We start from the raw sequence: 25,716 nt of genomic DNA on the forward strand, positions 1-25,716 counted from the left end.
GTACAGTGCCGCCCATGCGGGCCGTCCTGGTGGTCAATCCGAAGGCCACCACCACCAGCGAGCGCAGCCGGGACGTCCTGGTCCGGGCGCTGCGCAGCGAAGTCGACCTTTCTGTGCGCTACACCCGGCGACGGGGGCACGCGACCGACCTGGCGCGCGAGGCGGCCGAGGAGGGCGTCGACGTCGTCGTGACGCTCGGTGGCGACGGCACGGTCAACGAGGTCGTCAACGGCCTGATGGCGGCGCAGCCGCCGACCATACCCGCCAGCACCACGCCGGCCGAGCGGCTGCCCGCACTGGCGACCGTGCCGGGGGGCTCGACCAACGTCTTCGCGCGGGCGCTGGGCCTGCCCCGGGACTGGCCGGACGGGACCAGCATGATCCTGGAGGGCCTGCGGCTGGGCCGGTACCGGACGATCGGGCTCGGCCGGGCCGACGACCGCTACTTCACCTTCTGCGCGGGCTTCGGCCTCGACGCGGCCGTCATCCACCGGGTGGAGCGGGCCCGCCGGCGGGGCCGGGTCTCGACGCCCGCGCTCTACTTCCGGTCCACCGCGGCCCAGTACTTCCTCAACTCCGACCGCCGCCATCCGGCGATCAGCCTGGAGCGCCCGGACGAGCTGGCAGAGGGCGAGCTGGCGACGGTCATCATCCAGAACACCGCGCCGTGGACGTACCTGGGCGACCGCGAGGTCAACCCGAACCCGGAGGCGTCGTTCGATCTGGGCCTGGACGTGCTCGCCCTGCGGCAGCTCCGGGTGGCCAGCACGACACGGACGGTGACGCAGTTCTTCTCCCGCACCCCGGATCCGCACGGCCGCCAGGTGCTGCGGCTGCACGATGTTGCGGAGTTCACCCTGGTCTCGGCACGTCCGCAGGCGTTCCAGCTCGACGGCGACTACCTTGGCGAGCGGGAAAAAGTCAGATTCACATCCATTCCCGCCGCACTGAGAGTAATCTGCTAGGTCTCGGGTACTGCCCTAGGTCGACGCGGCCGCGACACCGGACCGATGCGACGGCCGCCACACCGAGGGGCTGTGCCGGAAATGTCAGCAATGTCACGCGGACTGTACTATATTGATCCTCGACAGTGGTACGCCGGGTAACCAGGAAGGCGCTGGAATCCGGACAAAGGGGTTGTGGGCTTGCTCACCGCCCGGAGTTTTTCCGAGCGTCACCCTTGACATCCCGGGCGTTCGTGAAAGTATTCACAAGCGAACTTGAGTTACCGGGACATTGTTTGGATAGGCTCGTCAGGTTGAGCTGTTCCAGCAGGTCCGCAGGGCCGACACAGCCTGCTCACGCACTGCCGAATAGGCGTACGCGAACCGTCACCATTCGGCGCTGCGGATGCATATAGGAAAGCAACAGAAAGCAATCTCTGCCACCCCACCCAGAATGAGGAGTGTTGCCGCCATGGACTGGCGTCACCATGCTGTCTGCCGCGACGAGGACCCGGAACTGTTCTTCCCGATCGGGACGTCCGGGCCGGCTCTCCTGCAGGTCGAGCAGGCCAAGGCCGTCTGCCGGCGCTGCTCCGTGACCGACCAGTGCCTGCAGTGGGCGCTGGAGTCCGGTCAGGACGCTGGCGTCTGGGGCGGGATGAGCGAGGAGGAACGGCGGGCTGTCAAGCGCCGCGGTGGCCTCCGGGTGCTGCGCGCTCACTCCGCCTGATCCCCACGCACCAGTCAGTACGCCCCGGCCGGGTACGCCCGCCGGGGCGTACTGCTGTCCGATCGCCGTATTCGTGATCCGGCGTCCGATCATGGCCCGGCCGTGAGCCCGGCCAACCGGCTCGCCGCGTCCACGCGCCGCAGGACCAGATCGGCCAGCTCCGGCGCGTCGGTCAGCGGGGCGGACACCGCCACCGCACCGGCGCCCCGCGCCGCCGTGGCGACGGCGTCGTGGAACAGGCCCGGAGCCAGGAAGTACGCCGACACCGCCACCCGCCCGGCACCCCGGGCCCGCAGCCGCGCCACCGCCGCCGCGACGGCCGGCGGGGCCGCCGAGGCGTACGACACGCGGGTGGGCACGCCGAGACCGGCGCGCAGCGCGGCGGCCACCCGGCCCACCGACCCGCGCGCCCGGGCGTCCCTGGTGCCGGCCGCGGCCAGCACCAGCCCGTCGAAGCGCCCCGCACCCGCCTCACCCAACCGCCGGTGCAGGCCCGCCAGCAGACCGGCGTCCACCGCCCCGTCGGCCGGGCCGAGCACGTCGGTCACCCGTACCGCGATCGGTGGCCCCGCCGCCCGGGCGGCCGCGACCGCCGCCGGGACGTCCACCCGCCGGTGGTACGCCGCCGTGAGCAGCAGCGGCACCAGCACGGCCCGGGGGTGCCCGGCGGCGGCCAGGTTCCGCAGCACGGTCGCCGGTCCCGGCTCGGTGTGGTCCAACCAGCTCGCCAGCACCGGCGTGCCCGGCCGGGCGGCCGACACGGCCCGGACCAGCGCCCGGGTAGCCTCGGCGGCCCTCGGGTCCCGGCTGCCGTGGGCGACCAGGACCACCGGATCGGCCACCTCCGACGGCCCGGGCGCCCCTGACGGCCCGACCGGTTCCGACGGCCCGGGCGCCCCCGACGCGGGAGAGCCCGGGACCGGCCCGGTCAGACGTGCAGGCCGCACTCGGTCTTCTCGAACATCGCCCAGCGGCCGGCCCGGGGGTCCTCCCCCGCCTTCGTGCGGCGGGTGCAGGGCCAGCAGCCGATCGAGCCGTAGCCCTGCTTGAACAGCTCGTTGACCGGCACGTTCCAGCGGGCGACGTAGGCGTCCACGTCGGCCTGCCGCCAGGCCGCGATCGGGTTGACCTTGACCTTGCCCCGGCGCGCGTCGAAGGTCACCACCGGCGTGTTCGCCCTGGTCGGCGACTCGTCCCGGCGGAGCCCGGCCGCCCAGGCGTCGTAGCCGGCGAGCGCCCGCTCCAGCGGCTCCACCTTGCGCAGCTGGCAGCAGTCGTCCGGAGCCTTGTTGAACAGGCGCGGACCGTACTGGCCGTCCTGCTGACCCACGGTCAGGCGCGGCCGGATCGAGCGCACGTTCACCGGCAGCGTCCGGGCCACCTCGTCGCGGACCCGGAGCGTCTCCGGAAAGTGCAGTCCGGTGTCGAGGAAGACCACGTCCACCCCCGGGGCGACCCGGGAGACCAGGTGGGCCAGCACGGCGTCGGCCATCGAGCTGGTGACGCAGAACCGGTCGCCGAAGGTCTCGGCCGCCCAGCGCGCGATCTCCAGCGCCGGCGCGCCCTCCAGCTCCCGGCCGGCCGCCTCGGCCAGCGCACGCAGCTCGTCGGGGTCGCGTCGGGCCGTGTCGGCCGGAGCCGGAGCGCCCAGGCCGACCAGGCCCAGGCCCGCCGCCGAGACGAGACCGGGCCGCTCGCCCGTGCCCCCGCTCACCGGGCCACCGCCCGGCCGAGCAGGCCCGTGAACTTCACCGTGAACACCCGGGCGCACGCGTGGCACTCCCAGGCGCCGTGGCCGGCCTCACTCGGCCGCAGGTCCTCCTCGCCGCAGTACGGGCAGTACAACGGCGCGGAACGGGTCTCGCTCATCGCGTCACCTCGCTTCGCTCGGCGCCGCGACGAGGCCCCACGGCACCGCTGATTCGCTCGCTCATCGGAGTTCCTCCTCGTCGACCCTGATCACCCAGTTGGCGAACGTCTCGCCCGTCTCCCGGCCGGCCAGGTAGCGCCGGGCCAGCCGCTCCACGTACGCCGGAAGCTCCTCGGCGGTGGTCTTCAGACCGCGCAGCTTGCGGCCGAACCCGGCCGTCTGTCCCTCGGCCATGCCGAGCCCGCCGCCTAGGTGGACCTGGAAGCCCTCCACCTGACGGCCGTCCGGGCCGACGACCAGCTGGCCCTTGAGGCCGATGTCGGCGACCTGCGTGCGGGCGCAGGCGTTGGGGCAGCCGTTGAGGTGGATGGAGATGTCGGCGTCGAAGTCGCGCAGCCGCTCCTCCAGCCGGGCCACCAGCTCCTCGCCGCGCGCCTTGGTCTCGACGATGGCCAGCTTGCAGTACTCGATGCCGGTGCAGGCCATCGTGCCGCGCCGCCAGGCCGACGGCTGCGCCTCCAGGCCGATCCCGCGCAGCTCGCGCACCAGCGAGTCGGTCCGCTCCGGCGCCACGTCCAGCACCAGCAGCTTCTGGTACGGGGTGAGCCGCACCCGCCCGCTGCCGTGCGCCTCGACCACGTCGGCCAGGCGGGCGAGCTGCCCGCCGGAGACCCGGCCCACCACCGGGGCGGCGCCCACCCAGTGGCGGCCGTCGCGCTGCGGGTGCACCCCGATGTGGTCCACCGGCCTGTCGGGCAGCTGCGGGGCGGGGCCGTCGAGCAGCGCCCGGCCCAGGTACTCCTTCTCCAGCACCTCGCGGAACTTCTCCACGCCCCAGTCGGCGACCAGGAACTTCAGCCGGGCGCGGTTGCGCAACCGGCGGTAGCCGTAGTCGCGGAAGATGCCGACCACGCCCGCCCAGACGTCCGGCACCTCCTCCAGCGACACCCAGACGCCGAGCCGCTTGGCCAGCATCGGGTTCGTGGCCAGGCCGCCGCCGACCCAGACGTCGAAGCCCGGCCCGTGGTCCGGGTGGTCCACCCCGAGGAAGGAGATGTCGTTCGCCTCGTACGGGGTGTCGACCAGCCAGGAGATGGAGGTCTTGAACTTGCGCGGCAGGTTGGAGTACGCCTTGTCGCCCACGTACCGACGGACGATCTCGTCGACCGCCGGCGTCGGGTCGAGCAGTTCGTCGCGGGCCACCCCGGCGACCGGGCTGCCCAGCACCACCCGGGGGCAGTCACCGCACGCCTCGGTGGTCTGCAGGCCGACGGACTCCAGGCGGCGCCAGATCTCCGGCATGTCCTCGACCCGGATCCAGTGGTACTGGATGTTCTGCCGGTCGGTGATGTCGGCGGTGTCCCGGGCGAACTCGCGGGAGATGTCCGCGACCACCCGCAGCTGCGCCAGGCTCAGCTCGCCCCCGTCCACCCGGACCCGGAGCATGAAGAACTCGTCCTCCAGCTCGTGCGGCTCCAGCACGGCCGTACGGCCGCCGTCGATGCCCGCCTTCCGCTGGGTGTAGAGGCCCCACCAGCGGAAGCGGCCACGGAGGTCCTGCGGATCGATCGAGGCGAACCCGTGGTGGGCGTAGATGTTCTCGATCCGGGCCCGTACGTTCAGCGGGTCGTCGTCCTTCTTGATCCGCTCGTTGGGGTTGAGCGGCTCGCGGTGACCGAGCGCCCACTGACCTTCACCTCGGGGCCGGCGGGGAGTCCGGGCCGGTCGGGGGGACGTCGGGTCCCCGGCCCGGGCCGGGATGCTGCTGACCGCCATGGCGGCGTCCTCCGTTGTCTGCGGTGCCTCGGGGACACGCAAGGCGCGCGGCCGACCCGTCGGAACGGGCTGGCGACAACGGTGTCGAAACAGCCGGCGCGAGGCGCGCCCGAGACAGAGTGATCGGGCGTCGTCAGTGGGCCGGACAGATCGCGCTGCGCACGCGGCCGTAGTCGACGTGGCGACGAGCCACGAAGCGGCGGACGACAGCGGCGGTCATGGAAGTCATGCTGCCACACCCGACAGGGGCCGGCCAACGAGTGCGTGCGGGATCCCACATCACGGGCCACACCCCGACCACCGCTCCACCACGGTCGGTCAGGTGGAACGGGTCCAGCGCCAACGCGGCGAGACCGGGCCGGGGGCCGAGCTCTACCGGCAGTCGCTGCGCCAGACCCTGCCCCATTTCGTGGCCGCGTGCGGGAAGCACGGGGCCACGGTCGAGGGCTGACGCCGGCCCTGATCGGCGGATCGGCGTACCGGGCGGCCGGACTGTGTGACGCTGCGGTGTGTGACCGGTTCCGCTGATCTGCCCGGCGAGCCCGTCTCGCCGCCGGGCGAGGTGACGGGCGGGCCTACGAACGAGGCGACAGGCGGGCCGGGCCGCACGGATCGGGTGATCTGGATCGCGCCGACGCTGCTCACCCTGGCTGTCGTGCTGACCGGGATCGACCACGCGCAGCCGTGGCGCGACGAGCTGGCCACCTGGAGCGCGGCGAGCCGGTCGCCCGGGGACCTGGTCCGGCTCGCCGGCAGCATCGACGCCGCCACCAGCCCCTACTACCTGTTCATGCACGCCTGGGTGGCCGTCTTCGGCGACTCGGTGACCGCGCTGCGGCTGCCCGCCGCACTGGCCATGGCCGCCACGGCCGGGCTGACGGCGGTCCTCGGGCAGCGCCTGCTCGGTGCCCGGGCCGGGCTGCTCGCCGGGCTGCTCCTCGCGGTGCTGCCGGGCACCTCGCGCTACGGCCAGGAGGCCCGCCCGTACGCGCTGGCCACCTTCCTGGCGGTGCTGGCGACCCTGCTGCTGGTCGAGGCGACGGCCCGACCCCGGTGGACCCGCTGGGCCGGGTACGCCGCCGCCGTGGCCGCGCTCGGGCTCACCCACCTGGTCGCGCTCACCCTGCTCGCCGCGCACGCGGTGGCGGTGCTCGCCGCTCCCCGCGACCGGCCGCCGAACCGTTCGCTGCGCTGGGTGCTCGCCCTGGTGCCGGCGGCGCTGCTGCTGGCACCGCTGGTGTTGCTGGCCAGAGGGCAGCGGTCCCGGCAGCTCGGCTGGGTGGACACCGCCCGGCTGACCGACCTGACGACGCTGCCGACCGGGGTGGCGCAGAGCGGCGTGGTGGGGGGTCTGCTGCTCGGTCTCGCGGCGCTCGGCGCGGCACGCCTGGGCCGGCGCGCCCTGCTGCCCGGGCTCGCCGTGCTGCTGCCCGTGCTGCTGCTCTTCGCCGCAGGGCTGGTCGTACCGCTCTGGGTGCCCCGGTACCTCGTCTTCGTGGTGCCCTTCGCCTGCCTGCTCGCGGGCGCGGCGCTGGCGACGGTGCCGCTGCCGCCCGCGCTGGCCGTCGTCGCCCTGGCCGGGCTGCTCGGGCTGCCCGACCAGGCGGCGCTGCGGCGTACCCACGAGTGGCCGCGCAGCGCGACGGTGGACTACCGGGGCGCGGCCCGGATCGTCGCCGACGGTCAGCGGCCGGGCGACGCGGTCGTCTACTCCCCCCGGCAGAGCTGGCTCTTCCTCGACCTGGGTCTCGCGTACCACCTGGGCGACCGTCGGCCCCGCGACGTGCTGGTGACGCAGGACCAGGCCCGCCGGGGCGACCTGTGGGCCGCCGAGTGCGCCCGCCCGGCCGAGTGCCTGGCCGGCGCGGAACGGGTCTGGCTGGTCGTGGCCGGCCGCCGCGACGATCCGCTGGCCGCCGTCGCCAGCGCCAAGGGCGACGCGCTGCGCGCCGACTACACCGTCGAACGGGTCTGGCCGCGCCCGGGACTCACCGTCGCCCTGCTCACCCGCTGACCAACCCACTCCGCCCCGGCTCCGGCGACCGGCTTGATCGGTTGACGGGGAGCCGGGGTCGTGGGGCCTCCGGGGCCGGTTTCCGGTCAACTGATCATGGCCGCCCCGGCACCCCCGGCCCTCGCGCCGGTGCGTCCGGGTCAGCCGGCGGAACGGCCCTCGGGGGCGTTGCGCACCAGCGGGACGACGAGGGTCGCCTCGGTGCCGCCCTTCGCGCCGTCGCGCAGCTCGATGGTGCCGCGCAGCTCGCCGGTGACCAGCGCGCGGACGATCTGCAACCCGAGGTTGCCGCTCCGCTCGGCGTCGAAGTCGGGCGGCAGCCCGCGCCCGTTGTCGGTGACCGAGACGTGCAGCATCTTGCGGAACCGGTGCGCCGACAGCACCACCTCCGGCTCGACCGGGCCGGCCGCCTCCGCCACGGCCGCTTCCGGGGCGGGCGGCCCAGCCGCGACCGGGGCGGGGGTTCCGGGACCGGTCGGGCCGGCGGGCGTCTCGGCGGCCGGCGGGAAGCCGTGCTCGACGGCGTTGAGCAGCAACTCGTTGAGCACCATCACCAGCGACGTGGCGACCTCGGCGGGCAGCACGCCGAAGCTGCCCTCGCGCCGCATGCCGACCGTGGCCTCCGTCGCGGCCACCTCCGTGGCGGCGCTGGCCACCCGGTCGACGATGCCGTCGAACTCGACCGCCTCGTCGCTGGACATGGAGAGGGTCTCGTGCACCAGCGCGATGGAGGCGACCCGGCGTACCGACTCCTCCAGGGCGACCCGGGCCTCCGGCATGGACACCCGGCGGGCCTGGAGCCGCAGCAGGGCGGCGACGGTCTGGAGGTTGTTCTTCACCCGGTGGTGGATCTCCCGGATGGTGGCGTCCTTGGTGATCAGGGCGCGGTCGCGGCGGCGTACCTCGGTGATGTCGCGGACCAGCACCAGCGCGCCGATCGGCACCCCGGCGGGCATCAGCGGCAGCGCCCGGGTGAGCATCGTCGCGCCCCGGGCGTCGATCTCCCGGCGGGGCGGCGCCTCGCCGCGCAGCGCCGCGAGGATGCCGTTCGCCGCGTCGGTGCCCTCCAGCGGGTCGCTCGCCAGCCGGCGGTGCAGCGCCGCCAGGTCCTCGCCCACCAGGTGGGAGGCGTAGCCCAGCCGCCGGTACGCCGACTGCGCGTTCGGGCTCGCGTAGGTTACCTTGCCGCCGGCGTCGAGCCGGACCAGCCCGTCGCCGACGCGCGGGGCCGACGTGGTCTCCCCGGGATGGCGCGGCGGCGGGAAGGTCCCGTCAGCGATCATCTGGGCCAGGTCGTCGGCGGTGGTGAGGTAGTTCAGCTCCAGCTGGCTCGGGGTGCGCGCGGTGGAGAGGTTGGTGTCCCGCCCCACCACGGCGATCACCTCGCCGGCCTCGCCGTCGGTGGTGCGCAACCGGACCGGGATCGCCTCGTGCCGGGCCGGCACGTCGCCGTACCAGACCGGGTCGCCCTCCCGCCAGATGCGGCCCTGCCGGTGGGCCACCTCCAGGTGGGCCACCTCGGGCCCGCCGACGATCCGCCCCACCTGGTCGTCCAGGTACGCGGTGGGGGCGGTCGTCGGCCGGACCTGGGCGACGCAGAGGAACGCGCCGTCACCGTCCACGGGCACCCAGAGCAGCAGGTCGGCGAAGGACAGATCGGACAGCAACTGCCAGTCGCCGGCGATCCGGTGCAGGTGGTCGATGTCGGCCGGGCGGAGGCGGGTGTGCTCCTCGGCGAGGTTGCGCAGCGTGGACACGTCGACCAGCGTGCCACGACGGGCGTCACATCGTCGCGGTGACCTTCTTCAGCCCGCGCGGCGCGTCCGGGTCCTCGCCCCGGGCGAGCGCCAGCGCCAGCGCCAGGCGCTGCAACGGCAGGATGTCCAGCAGCGGCGCGTACCGCTCGTCGACCTCGGGGACGGCCATCCGGGTGGCGCCCTCGACGTCGGCGGAGCCGACCACCACCACGTCGGCGCGGCGCTCGCCGAGGCGGGGCAGCACTTCGCCCATCGACCGGCCGCCCGGCCCGGAGCCGACCACGGCGAGCACCGGCACGTCCGGGTCGGTCATGGCGAGGGGGCCGTGCAGCAGGTCGGCGCCGGAGAACGCGAGCGCGGGCAGGTACGAGGTCTCCATCAGCTTCAGCGCGGCCTCGCGGGCGGTCGGGTACGCGTACCCCCGGCCGGTGGTGACCAGCTGGCCGGCGAACCGGTAGCGGGGCGCGAGCTGGGTGGGGGTGGTGTCCTCCAGGGTGCGCGCGGCCAGCTCGGGCAGGGCGGCGAGCGCCTCGCGTTCGTCGGCGGGCAGCGCGCCGTCGCCGGCCCGGACGCCCTCGACGAGCATCAGCAGGGCGAGCAGCTCGGCGGTGTAGGTCTTGGTGGCGGCCACCGCGCGCTCGTGCCCGGCGGCGATGTCGACGCTCAGCTCGGCGACGCCGGCCAGCCGGGAGTCGGGCGCGTTGGTGACCGCGAGGGTCAACGCGCCGGAGGCGCGGGCGGTGCGCAGCACCTCGGCGAGGTCGGGCGAGCCGCCGCTCTGGCTGACGCCGACGACCAGCGCGTCGGAGAGGTCCGGCTTCGCGCCGTAGAGGGTGACGACGCTGGGCGAGGCGAGGCCGGCGGGCAGGCCGAGCCGGATCTCGGTCAGGTACGCCCCGTAGAGGGCCGCGTGGTCGGAGGTGCCCCGGGCGGTGAAGACCACGTGCCGCGGGCGGCGTTCCGCGATGACCGCCGCCACCCGGGCGATCGCCCCGGCGTGCTCGGCGGAGAGCAGCCGCTCGTAGCCCGCCGGCTGCTCGTCGATGTCGGCCGCCATGCCGGCCCCTGCACGCGTCACGGAAACTCCTCCCACTGCGCGGTTGCCGCGCGTTTCCTGCTCAGTCTTGCACGTTTGAACTGACCTGAGCAATCGAACGAGCAGTAGTGCGCAGATGATCACCATCTCGGCACAACATCACCTAGGCTTGCCCGGCCCCACCGACCGACGAGCGAGAGGACGACGTGCCCGAGGACGACCGGTCGCTGTCCGCGGCGGAGGAACTTGCCCTGGCCCGCCTCGCCATGGACGACAACGACCTGGCACACGCGGCCGGTCACGTCGCCGCCGCGCTGGCCCAGGCCCCGACCCTGCCCGAGGTGCACGAGACCCTCGCCCGGCTCGCCGCCACCGACGGCGCGGGCGGCGTCGACCTCTTCCCGCTCCAGGGCCACGCCTTCGTCGGCGCCGTCGTGGCCCGCGCGCACCTGCTCGCCGCCGCCGGCCGGCCCGCCGAGGGGCTGGACCTGCTGGTCGCGGCGACCGGCCACGCGCCGGGGACGGACTGGGCGGGGGTGCCGTGGGTGACCACCCCGGAACTCGCCGAGCGCCTCGAACCGGACCGGGCCGCCCGGATCCTGATGCAGGTCTGCGCCGCCGTGCCCGACCCGGTGCCCCGGGCCGGCCGGGCCGCCCTGGCCCCCTACCTGGCGCTGGCCCGCAACGCGGTCACCGTCCACCCCGAGCACGGCCTGCTGCTGGGCGCGGCGTCCGCGCTGGCCAGGCGCCTCGGCGAGGTCGACCTGGCGATCCGCTGGGCCGCCCGGGGCGTACGCGCGGAGCCGTCGAAGATCGGCGAGGTGTGGCTCGGGTACGCGTACCGCAGCGCCGGGCGCACCCGGGAGGCGCTGGCGGCACTCGGCCGTGCCGTCGCGCACGACCCCGACGACCTCACCGTCTACGCCGACATCGCCGGCACGCTCGCCGACAACGGGCGGCTCGACGAGGCGCTCGACTGGATAGACCGGGCGCTGGCCCGGGACCCCTCCTTCGAGTGCGCCGTGCACACCGCGCACCGGCTGCGGCACCAGCGCGACGGCGACGTGGCGCACCTGATCGCGCTCGCTGACTTCGTCCGGGACCATCCCGACGACACGCACGAGCACAGCGACCTGGCCGAGAGCTGCCGGAGCCGGCCCTGGCTCGGGCAGGTCACCCCGGCGACCGGGCCGGTGGTGGACGCGCTGCGTCAGGCCGTCACCGACGAGCGCGTCGGCCTCGGCGCCGTACGGCTGGACCAGCCCCCGCCGCCCAGCGCGCTGCGTGCCGCCGCGACGGCCGCGCCCGGGCTGCGGATCGAGGTGGCCGGCGTGCCCGACCCGGACCCGCGCGAGCCCCGGCGGGCGACCGCCCGGCAGCTCTGGGAGCACGACGGGACGACGGTCGTGCCCGCCGTGCCGGCGCCCTCACCGGAGGCGGCGGCGCGGCTGCGGCAGCTCGCCCACCCCGCGTGGCCACACCCGCCGGCGGCGTACGACGCGGCGGTCGGCCTGGCCACCCTGGAACTGGACGACCTGCTCGGCCTGCTGGCGCACCCGCCGGAGGCGCCGCCGACCGCGCTGGGCCGGGTACTCGGGCAGGACCCCTCGCTCTGGGTGCGCTGCGTCCAGGTGTGGGCGTGCCTGGGCCTGCTGCACCACCGCACCGACGAGCCGTGGGCGGAGTCGACCCGGCGCCGGGTGCTGCTGGACCTGGTCTGGGGAGTCGAGGACTGGGTCACCGAGGCGGCCCTGTTCGCCCTGGTCACCGCCGCCTGGGTCGACCCGGACGTGCGCCCCGACGTGGCCCGGGTGGTGACCGAGCGGCTGGCCGACGTGGCAGCGGTCGCCCGGACCCGCCCGGCGCCGATCGCGCCGTCGCTGGCACACCTGGCCCTGGCCAGCCCGGCCCTGGACCCGGAGACGGCGGCCCTGGCCACCGCGCTGACGGTCACCGCCCCGGTCCCCCGGCCGCGTTCCCGCCTGCGCCGCCTCTGGGGGCTCCTCAGGCGCCGGTGAGCCGTCGTCGCCGGCGCCTCACGCGCCGGTCAGCTCCAGCCGCAGGCCGAGCAGGTGCACCCCGTCCACGGGCGCCCAGTCCAGCTCGGGCACCCGTACGAAGCCGCGACGCCGGTAGAGCCGCTGGGCGGAGGCGGCGAAGCCGTCGCGGACGCAGATGACGACGGCGGAACAGGCCAGCTCGGTCGCCCGCGACACGCAGGCCTCGACCAGCGCCGCGCCGACGCCCCGCCCCTGCGCGGCCGGGTCCACCGCCAGCATCCGGAACTCCGCCTCACCCGCCCGGGACAGCTCGGCGTAGCGGGTACCGGGCAGGACGAGGGTCACCGAGCCGAGCAGCTCGCCGGTGGCGTCGTCGACGGCGACGAGCACCTCGCCGTCCCGGGCCCGGGACGTCACGTCGGCGAGGACGGCGGCGTAGCCGTGCTCGTTCTTCAGCTGGCCGTCCGCCTCGTACGCGGCCACCGTCAGCCGGGCCACCGCCGCGAAGTCGGCCGGCCCGGCCCGGCGTACCGAGAGGCCGGTCAATCGATCACCGCGATCAGGTCACCGTCCTGCACGACGTCGCCCTCGTTGACCGCGAGCTGCTTGACGACACCGTCGGACTCGGCGACGACCGGGATCTCCATCTTCATCGACTCCAGGATCACCAGGGTGTCCCCCTCGGACACGGTGTCCCCGGCCGACGCGACGACCTTCCAGACGTTCGCCACCATCTCGGCGCGGATCTCCTCGGCCATCTTCGGGCCCTCCCTCTCGCGGTTGCCTGCCGACGTATCCAATCATGCGGGCGACCTCCGGCGGGCGTGGAGCGGCGCGGGCCGGGTCGATGATCGACTCAGGGGTGGTCCGGCGGCGTGGCGCGCGGCGTGGCGCGCGTCGGCGGCCCCGGCGGACGACGGCGGGTGCCGGCCGCACTAGCATCAGCGGGTCGGACCCGGCGCCGGGAGGACCGGTGCGTGCACCGGCGCCGAGATCGTGCGCAGGCGGGATCCGACCATCACGAGGAGGTCACCATGGCGAAGAAGGCCCGTAAGAAGAAGGCCCGCAAGAAGAGCGGCGCGAACCACGGCAAGCGCCCCAACTCCTGACCGGCGGCCGGGCCCCACGGCCCGGCGTCGACCAGTCGGCGCAGACGCCGGTGGCCCGGGTCGTCACGACCCGGGCCACCGGCGTTGCTGTCTCCGGGGGCACCGACCTCGGTCGGCTGCCGCACCCGGCCCGACCTCAGTCGGCAAGCTCCTTCGACTCGGTGCCCTCGAAGACGACCAGCTCGGTGAGGCGCAGCCGCAGCCGCTCCCGCAGCTGGTCGGGCGCGGTCTCGTTGCCGCAGCAGCGGGCGACCAGCGCCCGCACCTCCTGCTCGATGCCGTACTCGCGCAGGCACGGGCCGCACTCGTCGAGGTGGTGCCGGATCAGCGCGCGCCGCTCCTCGGCGCACTCCAGATCCAGGTAGAGGTAGACCTCCGCGATGACCTCGCGGCAATCCGTCTCGTGCGGATCTCCACAGCTCATGTCAGACCTCCCGGCCAGCGGAAGCGGTCGAGCCCTTCTTCGACGCCGCGGCGCTGAAGCCCCGCTCTGCGGCGTACTGTTCGAGCAGCTTGCGCAGATTACGACGGCCCCGGTGCAGTCGCGACATGACCGTGCCGATCGGCGTGCCCATGATGTCGGCGACCTCCTTGTAGGAGAAGCCCTCGACGTCGGTGAGGTAGACGGCCAGGCGGAACTCCTCCGGCAACTGCTGGAGGGCCTCCTTGACGTCGCTGTCCGGCAGCCGGTCCAGCGCCTCGGTCTCGGCCGAGCGCAGCCCGCTGGAGGTGTGCGACTCGGCCTCGGCGAGCTGCCAGTCGGTGATCTCGTCGGTCGGCGCCTGGATGGGCTGGCGCTGCCGCTTGCGGTAGGAGTTGATGTAGGTGTTGGTCAGGATCCGGTAGAGCCAGGCCTTCAGGTTCGTGCCCTGCTCGAACTGGTGGAAGGCGGCGTACGCCTTCAGGTAGGTCTCCTGGACCAGGTCCTCGGCGTCCGCCGGGTTGCGGGTCATCCGCAGCCCGGCAGCGTAGAGCTGATCGACGAATGGCATCGCGTCCCGCTCGAAGCGGGCCCTGCGCTCGTCCGTCTTCTCGGTGGTCAACCGCACATCCCCTCGCGTCGGATGCTGTCCCGCCGAGGATACGCGTACGGACGTGCCCGCAGATTCACTTCCGGCGGGTGTGCTCGTACTCACCGTGGGCGTGCTCACCGCGGCCGGGCTGACCGGCGGCACCACCGCGGGCCAGTCCGGGCCGCCCAGCAGCCGTCGCAACTGCCGCGCTCCCCGCTCGTCCCGTTCCCGGACCCGCGTCTCGGTCGGCACCGGTCTCCCCCCTCGCCAGAAATGTCGTCCCGGGGGGTGCAACGCCCCCGACGGGGCGGGGCATTCCGCTCACCTCCCCCGTTCCTGGTCCCGGCGCCGGCGGAGGCCGACGCTGGGACCAGGAAGGGCCTGGGAGGACCGGCGCCGCCCGCCCGAGCCGGGCGTCCGGCGCCATCCGATGCAACGACCCGCCGCGGCAGGCGGACACGGCCCACCGGAGCGCCTGGCGGGGCGGCGCTCAGCCTCGCGCCCAGCCCCGCCCGCGCAGCCAGTCGCGCACCACGGCGGCCGTGCCGGCCGGATCCCCCCGCAGGTCGTGCCGCTCCCCTGGGCGGGTCACCACGTGCACCCCCCGCCCCGGCTCCGGTACCCCGAACGGGTCACGGTCGCCGTTGACCACGAGGGTCGGCAGGCCGGTCGCCAGCTCCGCCGCCCGCGACCGCTCCGGGCGGCCGGGCGGATGCAGCGGGAACGCGAGCGCGACGACCCCGGCGGCGCCCACCGCGGGCGCGGTGCGGCACGCCACCCGCGCGCCGCTGGACCGGCCGCCCACCAGCAGCGGTACGCCGGGATGCCGCTGCCGCAGCACGGCGAGCACGGCGGTCCACGCCTCGTCGAGGTGCCCCGCCGGTGCCGGCGCACGCCGTCCGGCGACGCGGTACGGCTGGGTCACCCGGGCCACCACCAGCCCGGCGTCGACCGCCGCGTCCCGGAGCGCACGCAGGTCGGGGGCGTCGACGTCGCCGCCCGCGCCGTGGCCGAGCACCAGCAGGGCGCTCGGCGCACCCGCCGGCAGGTCGGTGTCGACCCGGGCGGGCCCGCGCGGGGTGGGTACGTCGTCGTCCTCGGGCATCGGCCCATTCTGCGGCGTCCGGGGCACGACGGGCAGCCGGCCCGCCGAGGTGGCGGGCCGGCTGCGACCGGTTCACTCGACGGTCAGCTCAGCGGCACCAGGGTGAGCAGCCGGTCCCGGACCGGCGGACCCGCCTCGCGGGCGGCGTCCGGATCCGGTTGCACCTCGTCGCGCCAGGCGACCAGCATCGCCCGCCGTTCGCGCGGGGTGGTGCCGCCCCAGACGCCGTGGCAGTCACCCACGTCCAGCGCCCAGGCCAGGCAGGATCCCTGCACGTCACAGCTGCGGCAGAGCGCGACGGCCGCGTCGGCCGGCTCGTTCGGCGCCGGAAAGAACGTTTCCGGGTCGACGTTCTGGCAGGTTCCCCTGGTGCGCCACGCCTCGTCCTGTCGCCGCTCCCGCAACGCCCGCAACAGCCGCGGATCCCGTCGTGCGGTGGCCACCTCGTGCGGCCGAGGCATACGTGCCCGTGTCATCCACCCACCTCCCCCGTGGGACCGGCAAGATCGGTGTGCGTCGTCCGCCCCGTGCGAGTCGCGCCCACTACCGGCGCTGTGTTGTATCGCACTTCCGGACACCGGGACAAGACTTCACGGCGAATATGGGTGAACGTCGGGGCGACGTTTCGTCCGCAACTCTGGCAAATCACGCCCGACAATGTGTCGGACTGTCAGAAGAGCGTCATTTCCTCCGGCGCGGCGGCCCGGGCGAGCGGCACCCTCTCGGTCAACTGCGGCCCGTCGTTACGCACGTCGCCCACCGCCGTGCCCACCGGGCGGATCTCCAGCGTCGCGAGCCAGTCGGGCGCGGGCGGCGCGAGCAGGCCCGCCGGCTCGTCGGTCGACGCCAGCCACGCCCCCCAGCGGTCGCGGGGCAGCAGCAGCGGCATCCGGTCGTGCACCTCGGCCAACTCGCCCAACGCGGCGGTGGTGAGCACGCTGAACGTCAGCAGCGGACCGCCGGAGCCGTCCCAGACCGACCAGATGCCGGCGAAGGCGAGCACCGAGCCGTCCGACGGGGTCATGTAGTAGGGCTGCTTGCGCCCGTCGGCCGCGCGGACCCACTCGTACCAGCCGTCGGCCGGGACGAGGCAGCGGCGGCGGGCGAAGGCCCCGGCGTACGCCCGGCTGGTGGCGACCGTCTCGGCGCGGGCGTTGATCATGCGGGCGGCGCCCGCGGGCGACCTGGACCAGGACGGGACCAGACCCCAGCGGCCGACCGACAGCGCGCGGTGGCCCTCCGGGCTGACCCGCACCAGCGGCACCGGGTCGGTGGGCGCGACGTTGTGGTCGGGGCCGACCCCGCCGCCGGTCTCGTCCTGGGACTCGAACAGCGCGCTCAGGTCGCCCGCGCTCCGGGTCGTCGCGTACCTCCCGCACATGCCGCACACGCTAACCCGCCGCGCGCCGCCCGGCTGTCCCGCTGACCGGGAGGACGCGTGCCGGCCGGCGCCACCCGCCGTCGGACGCGGCAGAATGTAACCGTGGGGAACCTGATCGCGACCCGGCCGCCGCAGCCGTGGACCGCTCCGACCGCCTCCGACCCGGTCGCGGCGACGCTGCGCCTGCCCGGGTCCAAGTCGATGACCGCGCGCGCCCTGGTGCTCAGCGCGCTGGCCGGCGGCCCGTCGACCCTGGCCGGGCCGCTGCGCGCACGGGACACCGAGCTGATGGCCGCCGGGCTGCGCGCGATGGGCGCGCACATGTCGATCAGCGACGACGAGCGCTGGCTGGTCCGCCCCCACCCGCTGGTCGGCCCCGCACACGTCGACGTCGGCCTGGCCGGCACCGTGATGCGCTTCGTCCCGCCGGTGGCGGGCCTGGCCGACGGGCGGATCACCTTCGACGGCGACCCGCAGGCCCGCACCCGGCCGCTCGGCCCGCTGATCGGGGCGCTGCGCTCCCTCGGCGCGCGTGTGGACGCCCCCGCCACCGGCAGCCTGCCGCTGACCGTGCTCGGCGCCGGGCGGGTGGCCGGCGGCGAGGTGGTGATCGACGCCTCCGCCTCCAGCCAGCTGGTCTCCGGGCTGCTGCTGGCCGCGCCGCGCTTCGACCGGGGCGTGGTGGTCCGGCACGTGGGCCCGCCGGTGCCGTCCGCGCCGCACCTGCGGATGACGGTGCAGATGCTCCGGGCCGCCGGCGCGGCGGTCGACGACGGCACCCCCGACGTGTGGGTGGTCGAGCCGGGCCCGCTGACGGGGCGCGGCTGGCAGATCGAGCCCGACCTGTCGGGCGCCGTGCCGTTCTTCGCCGCCGCCCTGGTCACCGGCGGGGAGGTGACCCTCCAGGGCTGGCCGCGCAGCAGCGCCCAGCCCGTCGAGCAGCTCCGCTCGCTGCTCCAGCGGATGGGCGGCGAGGTGACCCTCTCCACCGACGGGCTGACGGTCCGGGGCACCGGCGCGGTGCACGGCCTGAACGCCGACCTCTCCGACGTCAGCGAGCTGACCCCGGCGCTCACCGCGCTGGCCATGCTCGCCGACTCGCCGTCGGTGTTCACCGGCGTCGGCCACATCCGCGGCCACGAGACCGACCGGCTGACCGCGCTGGCGCGGGAGTTCGCCGCGCTCGGCGCCGACATCACCGAGTCCCCCGACGGGCTCGAGATCCGGCCCCGGCCGCTGCACGGCGGGGTGTTCGAGACCTACCACGACCACCGGATGGCGCACGCCGCCGCCGTGGCCGGCCTGGCCGTCCCAGGCATCGAGTTGAGCGACGTGGGGTGCACCTCGAAGACCATGCCCGAGTTTCCGGCACTATGGTCGGCGTTGGTGACCGGCAAGAGCTGACACGACGGGGGGCGGGTCCTGACGACCAGACGGCGGGAGTACGACGAGGACGACGTCCGGGTGCGGCCCGGCAAGTCGTCGCGCCCGCGTACCCGCACCCGACCCCAGCACTCCGACGCGGTGGACGGCTTCGTGATCGCCGTCGACCGGGGCCGCTACACGTGCGTGCCGCCCGACGCCGAGCCGGACGCGCCCCTGGTCACCGCGATGCGGGCCCGGGAGCTGGGGCGCAAGTCGGTGGTGGTCGGCGACCGCGTCGGCCTGGTCGGGGACACCTCCGGCGCGGCCGGGGCGCTGGCCCGGATCGTCCGGATCGCCGAGCGGTCGTCGGTGCTGCGACGCACCGCCGACGACGACGACACCACCGCCGAGGGACGGCTGGAACGGGTGGTCGTCGCCAACGCCGACCAGCTGGTCATCGTGAGCGCGCTGGCCGACCCGCCGCCGCGCACCGGCTTCATCGACCGGTGTCTGGTGGCCGCGTACGACGCCGGCATCGAGCCGCTGCTCTGCCTCACCAAGGCCGACCTGGCGGGCCCCGAGGCGGTGCTCGGCTACTACGCCGAGCTGGAGCTGCCGTACGTGCTGATCCGCCCGGAGGCCGACCTCGACGCGCTGCGCGACCTGCTCGCCGGGCGGATCTCGGTCATGGTCGGGCACTCCGGGGTGGGCAAGTCGACGCTGGTCAACCGCCTGGTTCCGGACGCCGCCCGGGCGGTCGGCACGGTCAGCGCGATCGGCCGGGGCCGGCACACCTCCACGAGCGCGGTGGCGCTGCGACTGCCCCGGCTGCCCGGGGACCCGACGCACGGCGAGAACGCCCCCGCCGGCTGGATCGTCGACACCCCGGGCGTGCGCAGCTTCGGGCTCGCGCACGTCTCCGCCGACAGCCTGCTGCACGGCTTCCCCGACCTGGTCGAGGGGACGGTCGACTGCCCCGCCAACTGCCCGCACACGCCGGACGAGACCGACTGCGGGCTGGACGCCTGGGTCGCCGCCGGCAAGGCCGACGCGCGGCGGCTGGCCTCGTACCGCCGGCTGCTGGCCTCCCGGTCGGGCGAGGGCGACGCGCGCGAACCCGACCAGCGGAACCCCGGCGACCCGCTCGCGGGGTCCTGAGCCGGTCGCCGCTACCGTCTAGGCATGCCCGGGTACGCCGACGACATCGCCCTCGCCCACCTGCTCGCCGACGCCGCCGACGCCGTCTCCACGGCCCGGTTCCGCGCGCTCGACCTGCGGGTCGAGGCGAAACCCGACCTGACCCCGGTCTCCGACGCGGACACCGCGGTGGAGCGGGAGATCCGGGCGCTGCTGGCCGTGCACCGGCCGGCCGACGGTCTGCTGGGCGAGGAGTACGGCGAGGAGCCCGCCAGCGCCCCGGACGGCCGCCGCTGGGTGGTCGACCCGATCGACGGCACGAAGAACTTCATCCGGGGCGTGCCCGTGTGGGCCACCCTGATCGCGCTGCTGGAGGGCGACCGCCCGGTCGCCGGACTGGTCTCCGCGCCGGCGCTCGGCCGCCGCTGGTGGGGCGCGCTCGGCGAGGGCGCGTACGCGGGGCCGGACGCCGCCGGTGGCGCGCCGATCCGGGTCTCCGCGGTACGGGACCTCGCGGACGCGAGCTTCTGCTACTCGTCGCTGACGGGGTGGGAGTCCGCCGCGCGGCTGGACGCGATGCTCCAGCTCATGCGGGACACCTGGCGCAGCCGGGCGTACGGCGACTTCTACGGCTACATGCTGCTGGCCGAGGGCGCGCTGGACGTGATGGTGGAGCCGGAGCTGTCGCTGTGGGACGTCGCCGCGCTGGTGCCGATCGTCACCGAGGCCGGCGGGACGTTCACCGATCTCGCCGGCCGACCCGCCCCCTCCGGCGACGCCGGCACCGAGAGCAGCGCCGTGGCCAGCAACGGCGCGCTGCACGCCGACATCCTCGCCCGGCTGGGTCGGCCAACCGAGCACTGACCTCCGGCAGCCTCTATCCTCGCCAGGTGGTCTCCTCCGGTTGGTGCTTCCTCGCGGCCATGATCGTCGCGTACGGCGTCGCCAACCTGCTCCAGTCGGTCGCCGCCGCCCGCACCACCGTGCACCACACCTTCGACCCGGGGCTGCTGCTGCGGCTGGCGGGGCACCGCACCTACCTGATCGGGCTGGGCTGCCAGGTGGCCGGGTTCGTGCTGGCCCTGCTGGCCCGCCGGGACCTGCCGCTGTTCCTGGTGCAGTCCAGCGTCGCCGCCGGGCTCGGGGTCACCGCCCTGCTCGGCGTGCTGGTGCTGAAGTGGCGAATGCCGGCCGCCGAGGTGGCCCTGCTGGTGCTGCTGTTCGCCGGGATCACCGCGTTGGTGCTCTCCGCCGAGCCCGCGCCGGCCAAGCCGCTCGGCACCGCCGGCCTGATCGCCCTGGCGGTGACGCTCGGCGTGATCGCCGTGATCGGCTTCTTCGCCGTACGCCTGCACGGGGCGCCCGGCTCGGTGGCGCTCGGCGCGCTGGCCGGGCTGGCGTTCTCCGCCGCCGCGGTGGCCGCCCGGCCCCTCGCCTCCGCCCCGACGCCGGAGGCGTTCGTCCAGGATCCGCTGCTCTACCTGCTGATCGTCCACTCGGTCGTCGGCCAGCTGCTGCTCGGCCTTGCCATGCAGCGCGGCTCGACCACGGCCGCCGTGGCGGCGATGGACGCCGCCGGGGCGGTGCCCGCCGCGATCGTCGGCCTGCTCCTGCTCAACGACAAGATCTGGCCCGGGCGGGAGTGGCTCGCCGCGGTGGGGTTCCTGGTCACCCTCGCGGCGGTCATCGGTCTCACCCGGTACGCCGAGCCCCAGCACCACCACGCGGTCGCCGGGGAACGGGACCGGAGCATGGTGGGCGCCGGAGCGCCCGGTCGCCCGCTCTGAGCCAGGCCCGGGAGCGGCCGGCCCCGGTCAGGCCGCCTCGGACCGCCGGCCCCGGTCAGGCCGCCTCGACCGGCTTGCGGCGGCTCACCACCCGCTCGTAGAGGCGCTCCAGGGCGCCCGCCGTCCGCTCCCAGGTGTAGCTGCACCGCACCCGGTCGACGGCGGCGTGCCCGTACGCGAACCGCCCGGCGTTGTCGGCGAGCAGCCGGCGCAGCGTCACGCCCAGCGCGCGGACGTCGCCCGGCGGCACCAACCGGCCGGTGACCTCGTCGACCACGGCGTCGGCGATCCCGCCCATGGAGTAGCCGACCACCGGCACCCCGCAGGCCATCGCCTCCAGCGACACCCGGCCGGCGGACGAGTAGTGCGGGGTGCAGGCGACCACGTCCGCCGAGCGGTACCAGGTGGCCATCTGTTCGTGCGGCACCGCGCCCACCAGCTTCACCTGGTCGGCCACCCCGCTGCGCTCGGCCAGCTCGCGCAGCCGCCGGGCCTCGGCGTGGTTGGCGAGCTGCCCGACGGGCGGGCCGCCGGCGATCACCAGTTCGGCGTCGCCGACCAGTCGCATGGCCCGGATCAGGTCCTCCTGGCCGTGCCCGGCCGAGAGCCCGCCGACGGAGAGGATCCGGGCCCGCTGGTCGCGGGGGGCGGCCTCGCCGTCGGGGTGGAACTGCGCGGTGTCGACGCCGGCCGGCACCATCGCCACGGAGGCGCGTTGCAGTCCCATCCGGGTCAGCTCGTCGACCTCGTCGTTGCACTGGGCGACCGCGATGTCCACCGCCCGGGTCAGCGCCCGCTCCAGCGGGATCCGCTCCCCCGGCCCGTCGTACTGCCGGCCGAGGTGGCGCAGCTGCTCGACGCCGAGGGAGTGGAACGTCTGCACCACCGGGATGTCCGTCTCGCGGACCGCGTGCGCGGCGGCCAGCCCGCCGACCCAGTAGTGCCCGTGCACCACCTCGGGATCCCAGTCGCCCGTCCACCTCTCGGCCAGCCAGGCGCCGATCGCCGACACGTGCGGCACCAGTTCGGCGGTGGGCAGCGGCGCGGCCGGGCCGATCGGCACCCGCTCCACCCGGTAGCCGTCGACCGTCACCGTCTCCGGCAGGGCCGGGTCGTCGCGGCGTTCGTACACCCGGACGTCGTGGCCCCGCGCGGCGAGTTCGGCGGCGACCCGGGCGATGTGCTGGTGGGTGCCGACGGTCAGGCCGTCGGTGCCCCTGGCTGGGCCGGCGTGCGCGCAGACGAGGCCGACGCGCATGGGTCACCTCCATGCGATCTTCTCAAGCGGTGGTCCTCGGTCAGAGGGTCCCATTAACCGAACCCCCGGGAGCCGAAACCTGGCAGATCGGGAAGAGCCCGGCGGGTGCTTGCGCGACGGCAACTGTTGCGGGACGGGTGGCACCCCGATCCGGGGCCGCGAGTATCCGACCGGCGCTGGCCGCATGACCCCTGCCGACGGGGGTACGGGCGAGGAATGCCTCTCACCCGCAGCCTCGCCGACGCCACCGTCGTGCTCACCGGCGCCTCCAGCGGCATCGGTACGGCCACCGCGTACGCCCTCGCCCGGCGCGGCACCGCCGTGGTGCTGGCCGCCCGCAGCGAAGCGGCGCTGGAGGAGGTCGCCGTACGGTGCCGGGAGCTGGGCGGGCGGGCGCTGGCGGTGCCGACCGACGTGACCGACCCGGCGGCCGTCGAGCGGCTCGCCGCCCGCGCGGTCGCCGAGTTCGGCCGGATCGACGGCTGGATCAACAACGCCGCGGTCGGCGCGGTCGGGCTCTTCGACGAGATCCCCGTGGCGGAGTTCCGCCGGGTGCTGGAGGTCAACCTGCTGGGCGCCGCGTACGGCACCCGGGCCGCCCTGCCCCAGCTGAGCGCGGCGGGTGGCGGGGTGCTGGTCAACAACGCCTCCGTGCTGGCCGAGGTGGCGATGCCCTACCAGTCGGCGTACAACGCCACGAAGCACGGCATCCGCGGGCTGGCCGACACGGTCCGCCAGGAGATGCGGGTCACCGGGCGGGGCAACATCTCCATCTGCACGGTGCTGCCGGCCACCATCGACACCCCGTTCTTCCGGCACGCCGCCAACCACAGCGGCCGGGAGCTGGTGCCGCCGCCCCCGGTCTACCCGCCCGAGGTGGTGGCCGAGACGATCGTCCGGCTGCTGCGCCGCCCGAGGCGCGAGGCGTACGCCGGCGGCGCCGCCCGGCTGATCGGCCTCCAGTGGCGGCTCGCCCCGGCGTTCGCCGAGCGGGTCCTCGGCTGGTACGCGCACCGCACCCAGTTCGGGCCCGCCCCACGGCCGGAGAGCACCGGCAACGTCTTCCACGCCGACGCGGCGGCGCGGCGCGAGGGCGGCTGGCACGGCCGGCGGCGGCACCTGGTGCGGATGACCGCCGCCTTCGGGCTGGCCGCGGCGGGGACGGCCGTCGGGACGGTGGCCGCGATGACCCGCCGCGCGGGAACGAAACGCTGATGCCGGGGGCCGAGCGGTCGGGTGCGCGGTCCGGGCGGACGGTGCACGGTGCGCTGCCTGGCCCGCAAGGCGGGGCGGAGCCGGTCATGGCCACCGACGCGGGCTGCCGGGTGGAGGCGGACGAGTCGTCCGGCGTGCTCCGGCTGACCGGGACACTCGACCGGTCCGGCGTCGACGTGGTGCGCGACGGCCTGCTCGCCCAGTTCTGTTGCCGACCCGGCCCGGTCCTCGCCGACCTCACCGCCCTGCGGGTGGCCGATCCGGCCGCCCGGGACGTCTTCGCCGAGGTGCGCCGGGAGGTACACGACTGGCCCGCCGCCGACCTGCTGCTCTGCGATCCGACCGGTGCCGTCGAGGGGGTGCCGGCCTGGCCGACCCTGGCCGGGGCGCTGGCCGGACTGGCCGCCGCGCCGCTCGCCGCAGTGGCCGAGACCGACCTTCCCCCGGCCCTCGGGGCGGCCCGGCAGGCCCGGCAGCTCGTGACGGAGGGCTGCGGGCGCTGGGGCCTGCCCGAGCTGATCGAGCCGGCCGGCATCGCGGTCACCGAGATGGTGAACAACGTGGTCGCCCACGCGCACACTCCGATGACGGTCCGCCTGGCACCCCGGGGCAGCGCGCTGCACCTGGCGGTACGCGACCACTCGCCGCGCCAGCCGGCGTTCACCGGGCAGGCGCCGCTGGACACCGCGGGCGGGCGCGGCCTGCTGCTGATCGACACCGTCGCCCGCAGCTGGGGCAGCAGCCGGGTGCCGGACGGCAAGGTCGTCTGGTGCGTGCTGCACGCCGACGACGAGGCCACCGCCCACCTCGGCTGACCGCCGCCTGATTCCTGCCCCGGCGTCCCCCGACGTGCCCCTTCCGCCCGGATGGCCACGGGCGGCACCGGTTATGCCGGGAGGGCAGTGGGTAGTGATCAGCCATGCGCGACGACGAGTACCCGACCCCCGTGTCCGACCCCGAGGCGGAGGGCCTGCCCGACACCGCCGACGACGACTCGACCGCCAACGACGACGTCCTGACCGGGCGCGAGGCGGACGGTCCGGAGCCCGCCCAGCTGCCGGGCGACCGGACGCCGGTCGCGGTGGACCGGTACGGGAACACCGCCGAGGAGCAGCTCGACGGCGAGTCGCTGGACTACAAGCTCGACCGGGAGCAGCACGAACGCACGGCCGACGACCCGCTCGCCGGCCCCGTCGACCCGGACATCGCCGCCGAGGCCGACAGCCAGGAGGCTGCGGCGCAGGCCCAGCTCGACGCGGACGTCATCGATCCCGGCCCCACCTCCGACCCGGACTCGCCGGTGTCCCTCTACGACCACGGCAAGCTGGGGAGTGTCAGTGACGGCCAGGTCGGCCGGCTCGTCGAACCGGACGAGGGGGCGCACACCGACCAGGAGACCGACTCGGTGGCGTACGACGCCGGTTCGGCCGGCGGCGGCGCGAGCGCCGAGGAGCTGGCCATCCACGAGACGCGTCCGCCGCACTCGGTCTGAACCGGCCCGGGGGCCGTCGGGGAACCCTTCGGGGGCGGTTCCCCGGCGGCCCTCAGTCGTCGAGGCCCCGTTCGATCGCGTACCGGGTCAGCTCGACCCGGTTGTGCAGTTGGAGCTTGCCGAGCGTGTTCTGCACGTGGTTCTGCACGGTGCGGTGGGCCAGCCCGAGCCGCTCGGCGATCTGCTTGTAGGACATCCCCTTGGCGACCAGGCGCAGCACCTCGGTCTCCCGGTCGGTGAGCCGGGGCGCCGGGCCGGCACCCCGGGCGTCGTGTCCGGCGGCGTGTCCGGCGCCGTCCGGGTCGGCCGCGAGCCGGCGGTACTCGCCGAGGACCAGCCCGGCCAGGCCGGGCGTGAAGACGGGCTCCCCCGCCGCCGTCCGGCGCACCGCCTCCAGGAACTCCGCCGGGGCGGCCGACTTGACCAGGTAGCCGGTGGCGCCCGCCTTCACCGCGTCGAGCACGCTCTGCTGCTCGCCGCTGGCCGAGAGCATCAGCACCCGCACCTCCGGCAGCACGGCGCGCAACCCGCGGACCACCTCCACCCCCGAGACGTCCGGCAGTTGCAGGTCGAGGATCACCACGTCCGGCCGGGCGGCGGCGGCCACCCGCAGCGCCTGCCGACCCTCCCCGCTGGCGGCGACGACGACGTGGCCGGCCTCGGTGAGGTCCCGGGCCACCCCCTCCCGCCACATCGGGTGGTCGTCCACCACCATCACCCGTACGCC

General features: G+C 75.2%; 27 protein-coding genes and 1 pseudogene. 13 read left to right on the forward strand and 15 right to left on the reverse strand.

Annotation, left to right across the window (positions count from 1 at the left end; all coding sequences use genetic code 11):
- Window positions 1-14 precede the first annotated feature (14 nt).
- Window positions 15-965 (forward strand): diacylglycerol/lipid kinase family protein, encoded by a 951-nt coding sequence (locus ACPXCB_RS05200; RefSeq protein WP_425872656.1) that lies wholly within the window; start codon window positions 15-17, stop codon window positions 963-965.
- 451 nt (window positions 966-1,416) lie between these two features.
- Window positions 1,417-1,674: a WhiB family transcriptional regulator gene (locus ACPXCB_RS05205; RefSeq protein ID WP_007072794.1), complete on the forward strand. Its 258-nt coding sequence runs from the start codon at window positions 1,417-1,419 to the stop codon at window positions 1,672-1,674.
- Between the two features lie 89 nt (window positions 1,675-1,763).
- Here the strand turns inward: ACPXCB_RS05205 and ACPXCB_RS05210 are convergent, their stop codons facing one another.
- The 4 genes from ACPXCB_RS05210 to ACPXCB_RS05225 all read right to left on the reverse strand — a co-directional run bounded on the left by ACPXCB_RS05210 (window position 1,764) and on the right by ACPXCB_RS05225 (window position 5,320).
- Entirely contained in the window at window positions 1,764-2,504 is a 741-nt protein-coding gene (locus ACPXCB_RS05210; protein WP_425872657.1) for a sirohydrochlorin chelatase, read from the reverse strand.
- 98 nt (window positions 2,505-2,602) lie between these two features.
- Window positions 2,603-3,388, reverse strand: a complete 786-nt coding sequence (locus ACPXCB_RS05215) for a phosphoadenylyl-sulfate reductase (protein WP_425872659.1) — start codon at window positions 3,386-3,388, stop codon at window positions 2,603-2,605.
- The gene (locus ACPXCB_RS05220; protein ID WP_121399684.1) at window positions 3,385-3,543 is read right to left on the reverse strand and encodes an IS1 family transposase; all 159 of its coding nucleotides are present in this window, start codon (window positions 3,541-3,543) and stop codon (window positions 3,385-3,387) included. Before ACPXCB_RS05220 ends, ACPXCB_RS05215 begins: the two co-directional genes overlap by 4 nt.
- A 61-nt stretch (window positions 3,544-3,604) precedes the next feature.
- Window positions 3,605-5,320, reverse strand: coding sequence for a nitrite/sulfite reductase (locus ACPXCB_RS05225; RefSeq protein ID WP_425872660.1), 1,716 nt, complete (start codon window positions 5,318-5,320; stop codon window positions 3,605-3,607).
- Between the two features lie 322 nt (window positions 5,321-5,642).
- Between ACPXCB_RS05225 and ACPXCB_RS05230 the strand changes: the two genes are divergently transcribed.
- Window positions 5,643-5,771, forward strand: coding sequence for a hypothetical protein (locus ACPXCB_RS05230; protein WP_425872662.1), 129 nt, complete (start codon window positions 5,643-5,645; stop codon window positions 5,769-5,771).
- 165 nt (window positions 5,772-5,936) lie between these two features.
- The gene (locus ACPXCB_RS05235) at window positions 5,937-7,334 is read left to right on the forward strand and encodes a glycosyltransferase family 39 protein (protein WP_425872896.1); all 1,398 of its coding nucleotides are present in this window, start codon (window positions 5,937-5,939) and stop codon (window positions 7,332-7,334) included.
- Between the two features lie 140 nt (window positions 7,335-7,474).
- On the opposite strand, the gene ACPXCB_RS05240 is transcribed toward ACPXCB_RS05235, so the two are convergent.
- Window positions 7,475-9,091 carry a histidine kinase N-terminal domain-containing protein gene (locus tag ACPXCB_RS05240; RefSeq protein ID WP_425872663.1) on the reverse strand — a complete coding sequence of 539 codons (1,617 nt, stop codon included), beginning with the start codon at window positions 9,089-9,091 and terminating at the stop codon, window positions 7,475-7,477.
- Window positions 9,092-9,116: 25 nt separating this feature from the next.
- The gene (locus tag ACPXCB_RS05245; RefSeq protein WP_132231368.1) at window positions 9,117-10,148 is read right to left on the reverse strand and encodes an SIS domain-containing protein; all 1,032 of its coding nucleotides are present in this window, start codon (window positions 10,146-10,148) and stop codon (window positions 9,117-9,119) included.
- 245 nt (window positions 10,149-10,393) lie between these two features.
- On the opposite strand from ACPXCB_RS05245, the gene ACPXCB_RS05250 reads away from it, so the two are divergent.
- Window positions 10,394-12,145 (forward strand): tetratricopeptide repeat protein, encoded by a 1,752-nt coding sequence (locus ACPXCB_RS05250; RefSeq protein WP_425872897.1) that lies wholly within the window; start codon window positions 10,394-10,396, stop codon window positions 12,143-12,145.
- 18 nt (window positions 12,146-12,163) lie between these two features.
- Here ACPXCB_RS05250 and ACPXCB_RS05255 read toward each other — a convergent pair whose 3' ends face one another.
- Together ACPXCB_RS05255 and ACPXCB_RS05260 are read right to left on the reverse strand one after the other, a co-directional pair.
- Window positions 12,164-12,673 (reverse strand): GNAT family N-acetyltransferase, encoded by a 510-nt coding sequence (locus tag ACPXCB_RS05255; RefSeq protein ID WP_425872665.1) that lies wholly within the window; start codon window positions 12,671-12,673, stop codon window positions 12,164-12,166.
- Window positions 12,670-12,885, reverse strand: a complete 216-nt coding sequence (locus tag ACPXCB_RS05260; RefSeq protein ID WP_088973021.1) for a biotin/lipoyl-binding carrier protein — start codon at window positions 12,883-12,885, stop codon at window positions 12,670-12,672. The genes ACPXCB_RS05255 and ACPXCB_RS05260 overlap by 4 nt, the downstream gene beginning before the upstream one ends.
- Before the next feature lie 276 nt (window positions 12,886-13,161).
- Here ACPXCB_RS05260 and ACPXCB_RS05265 point away from each other — a divergent pair, with 276 nt between their 5' ends.
- A complete protein-coding gene (locus tag ACPXCB_RS05265) occupies window positions 13,162-13,236 on the forward strand; it encodes a 50S ribosomal protein bL37 (protein ID WP_369700219.1) in 75 nt (24 codons plus the stop codon).
- Between the two features lie 136 nt (window positions 13,237-13,372).
- Here ACPXCB_RS05265 and rsrA read toward each other — a convergent pair whose 3' ends face one another.
- The 5 genes from rsrA to ACPXCB_RS05290 form a co-directional block, all read right to left on the reverse strand.
- Window positions 13,373-13,660 carry a mycothiol system anti-sigma-R factor gene (rsrA, locus tag ACPXCB_RS05270; RefSeq protein ID WP_366639441.1) on the reverse strand — a complete coding sequence of 96 codons (288 nt, stop codon included), beginning with the start codon at window positions 13,658-13,660 and terminating at the stop codon, window positions 13,373-13,375.
- A gap of 1 nt (window position 13,661) precedes the next feature.
- Entirely contained in the window at window positions 13,662-14,501 is an 840-nt protein-coding gene (locus ACPXCB_RS05275) for a sigma-70 family RNA polymerase sigma factor (protein ID WP_425872668.1), read from the reverse strand.
- 238 nt (window positions 14,502-14,739) lie between these two features.
- Complete coding sequence (locus ACPXCB_RS05280) at window positions 14,740-15,354, reverse strand: alpha/beta family hydrolase (protein WP_425872670.1); 615 nt, start codon at window positions 15,352-15,354, stop codon at window positions 14,740-14,742.
- 83 nt (window positions 15,355-15,437) lie between these two features.
- Entirely contained in the window at window positions 15,438-15,830 is a 393-nt protein-coding gene (locus tag ACPXCB_RS05285) for a WhiB family transcriptional regulator (RefSeq protein ID WP_121399693.1), read from the reverse strand.
- Between the two features lie 194 nt (window positions 15,831-16,024).
- On the reverse strand, window positions 16,025-16,735 hold the full coding sequence (locus ACPXCB_RS05290) for an SOS response-associated peptidase (RefSeq protein WP_425872672.1): 711 nt from the start codon (window positions 16,733-16,735) through the stop codon (window positions 16,025-16,027).
- Between the two features lie 102 nt (window positions 16,736-16,837).
- Here ACPXCB_RS05290 and aroA point away from each other — a divergent pair, with 102 nt between their 5' ends.
- The 4 genes and pseudogenes from aroA to ACPXCB_RS05310 all read left to right on the forward strand — a co-directional run bounded on the left by aroA (window position 16,838) and on the right by ACPXCB_RS05310 (window position 21,125).
- Window positions 16,838-18,139 (forward strand): 3-phosphoshikimate 1-carboxyvinyltransferase, encoded by a 1,302-nt coding sequence (gene aroA, locus ACPXCB_RS05295; protein WP_425872674.1) that lies wholly within the window; start codon window positions 16,838-16,840, stop codon window positions 18,137-18,139.
- A 165-nt stretch (window positions 18,140-18,304) separates the two neighbouring features.
- A complete protein-coding gene (gene rsgA, locus ACPXCB_RS05300) occupies window positions 18,305-19,258 on the forward strand; it encodes a ribosome small subunit-dependent GTPase A (protein WP_425872899.1) in 954 nt (317 codons plus the stop codon).
- A gap of 24 nt (window positions 19,259-19,282) precedes the next feature.
- Window positions 19,283-20,101 carry a histidinol-phosphatase gene (gene hisN / locus ACPXCB_RS05305; RefSeq protein WP_425872676.1) on the forward strand — a complete coding sequence of 273 codons (819 nt, stop codon included), beginning with the start codon at window positions 19,283-19,285 and terminating at the stop codon, window positions 20,099-20,101.
- A 59-nt stretch (window positions 20,102-20,160) separates the two neighbouring features.
- A pseudogene (locus tag ACPXCB_RS05310) lies at window positions 20,161-21,125 on the forward strand (hypothetical protein).
- Here the strand turns inward: ACPXCB_RS05310 and ACPXCB_RS05315 are convergent.
- On the reverse strand, window positions 21,080-22,282 hold the full coding sequence (locus ACPXCB_RS05315; protein WP_425872677.1) for a glycosyltransferase: 1,203 nt from the start codon (window positions 22,280-22,282) through the stop codon (window positions 21,080-21,082). The pseudogene ACPXCB_RS05310 and the gene ACPXCB_RS05315 sit on opposite strands and share 46 nt — an antisense overlap.
- A 216-nt stretch (window positions 22,283-22,498) precedes the next feature.
- Here ACPXCB_RS05315 and ACPXCB_RS05320 point away from each other — a divergent pair, with 216 nt between their 5' ends.
- The 3 genes from ACPXCB_RS05320 to ACPXCB_RS05330 all read left to right on the forward strand — a co-directional run bounded on the left by ACPXCB_RS05320 (window position 22,499) and on the right by ACPXCB_RS05330 (window position 24,989).
- Complete coding sequence (locus ACPXCB_RS05320) at window positions 22,499-23,497, forward strand: SDR family oxidoreductase (protein ID WP_425872679.1); 999 nt, start codon at window positions 22,499-22,501, stop codon at window positions 23,495-23,497.
- Window positions 23,498-23,583: 86 nt separating this feature from the next.
- Window positions 23,584-24,312, forward strand: coding sequence for an ATP-binding protein (locus ACPXCB_RS05325; RefSeq protein ID WP_425872681.1), 729 nt, complete (start codon window positions 23,584-23,586; stop codon window positions 24,310-24,312).
- Window positions 24,313-24,416: 104 nt separating this feature from the next.
- The gene (locus tag ACPXCB_RS05330; RefSeq protein WP_425872683.1) at window positions 24,417-24,989 is read left to right on the forward strand and encodes a DUF5709 domain-containing protein; all 573 of its coding nucleotides are present in this window, start codon (window positions 24,417-24,419) and stop codon (window positions 24,987-24,989) included.
- 52 nt (window positions 24,990-25,041) lie between these two features.
- Here the strand turns inward: ACPXCB_RS05330 and ACPXCB_RS05335 are convergent, their stop codons facing one another.
- On the reverse strand, window positions 25,042-25,704 hold the full coding sequence (locus tag ACPXCB_RS05335; protein WP_425872901.1) for a response regulator: 663 nt from the start codon (window positions 25,702-25,704) through the stop codon (window positions 25,042-25,044).
- Window positions 25,705-25,716 lie beyond the last annotated feature (12 nt).

It is taken from the genome of Micromonospora sp. DT62 (assembly GCF_049847285.1).
Lineage (GTDB): Bacteria > Actinomycetota > Actinomycetes > Mycobacteriales > Micromonosporaceae > Micromonospora > Micromonospora reichwaldensis.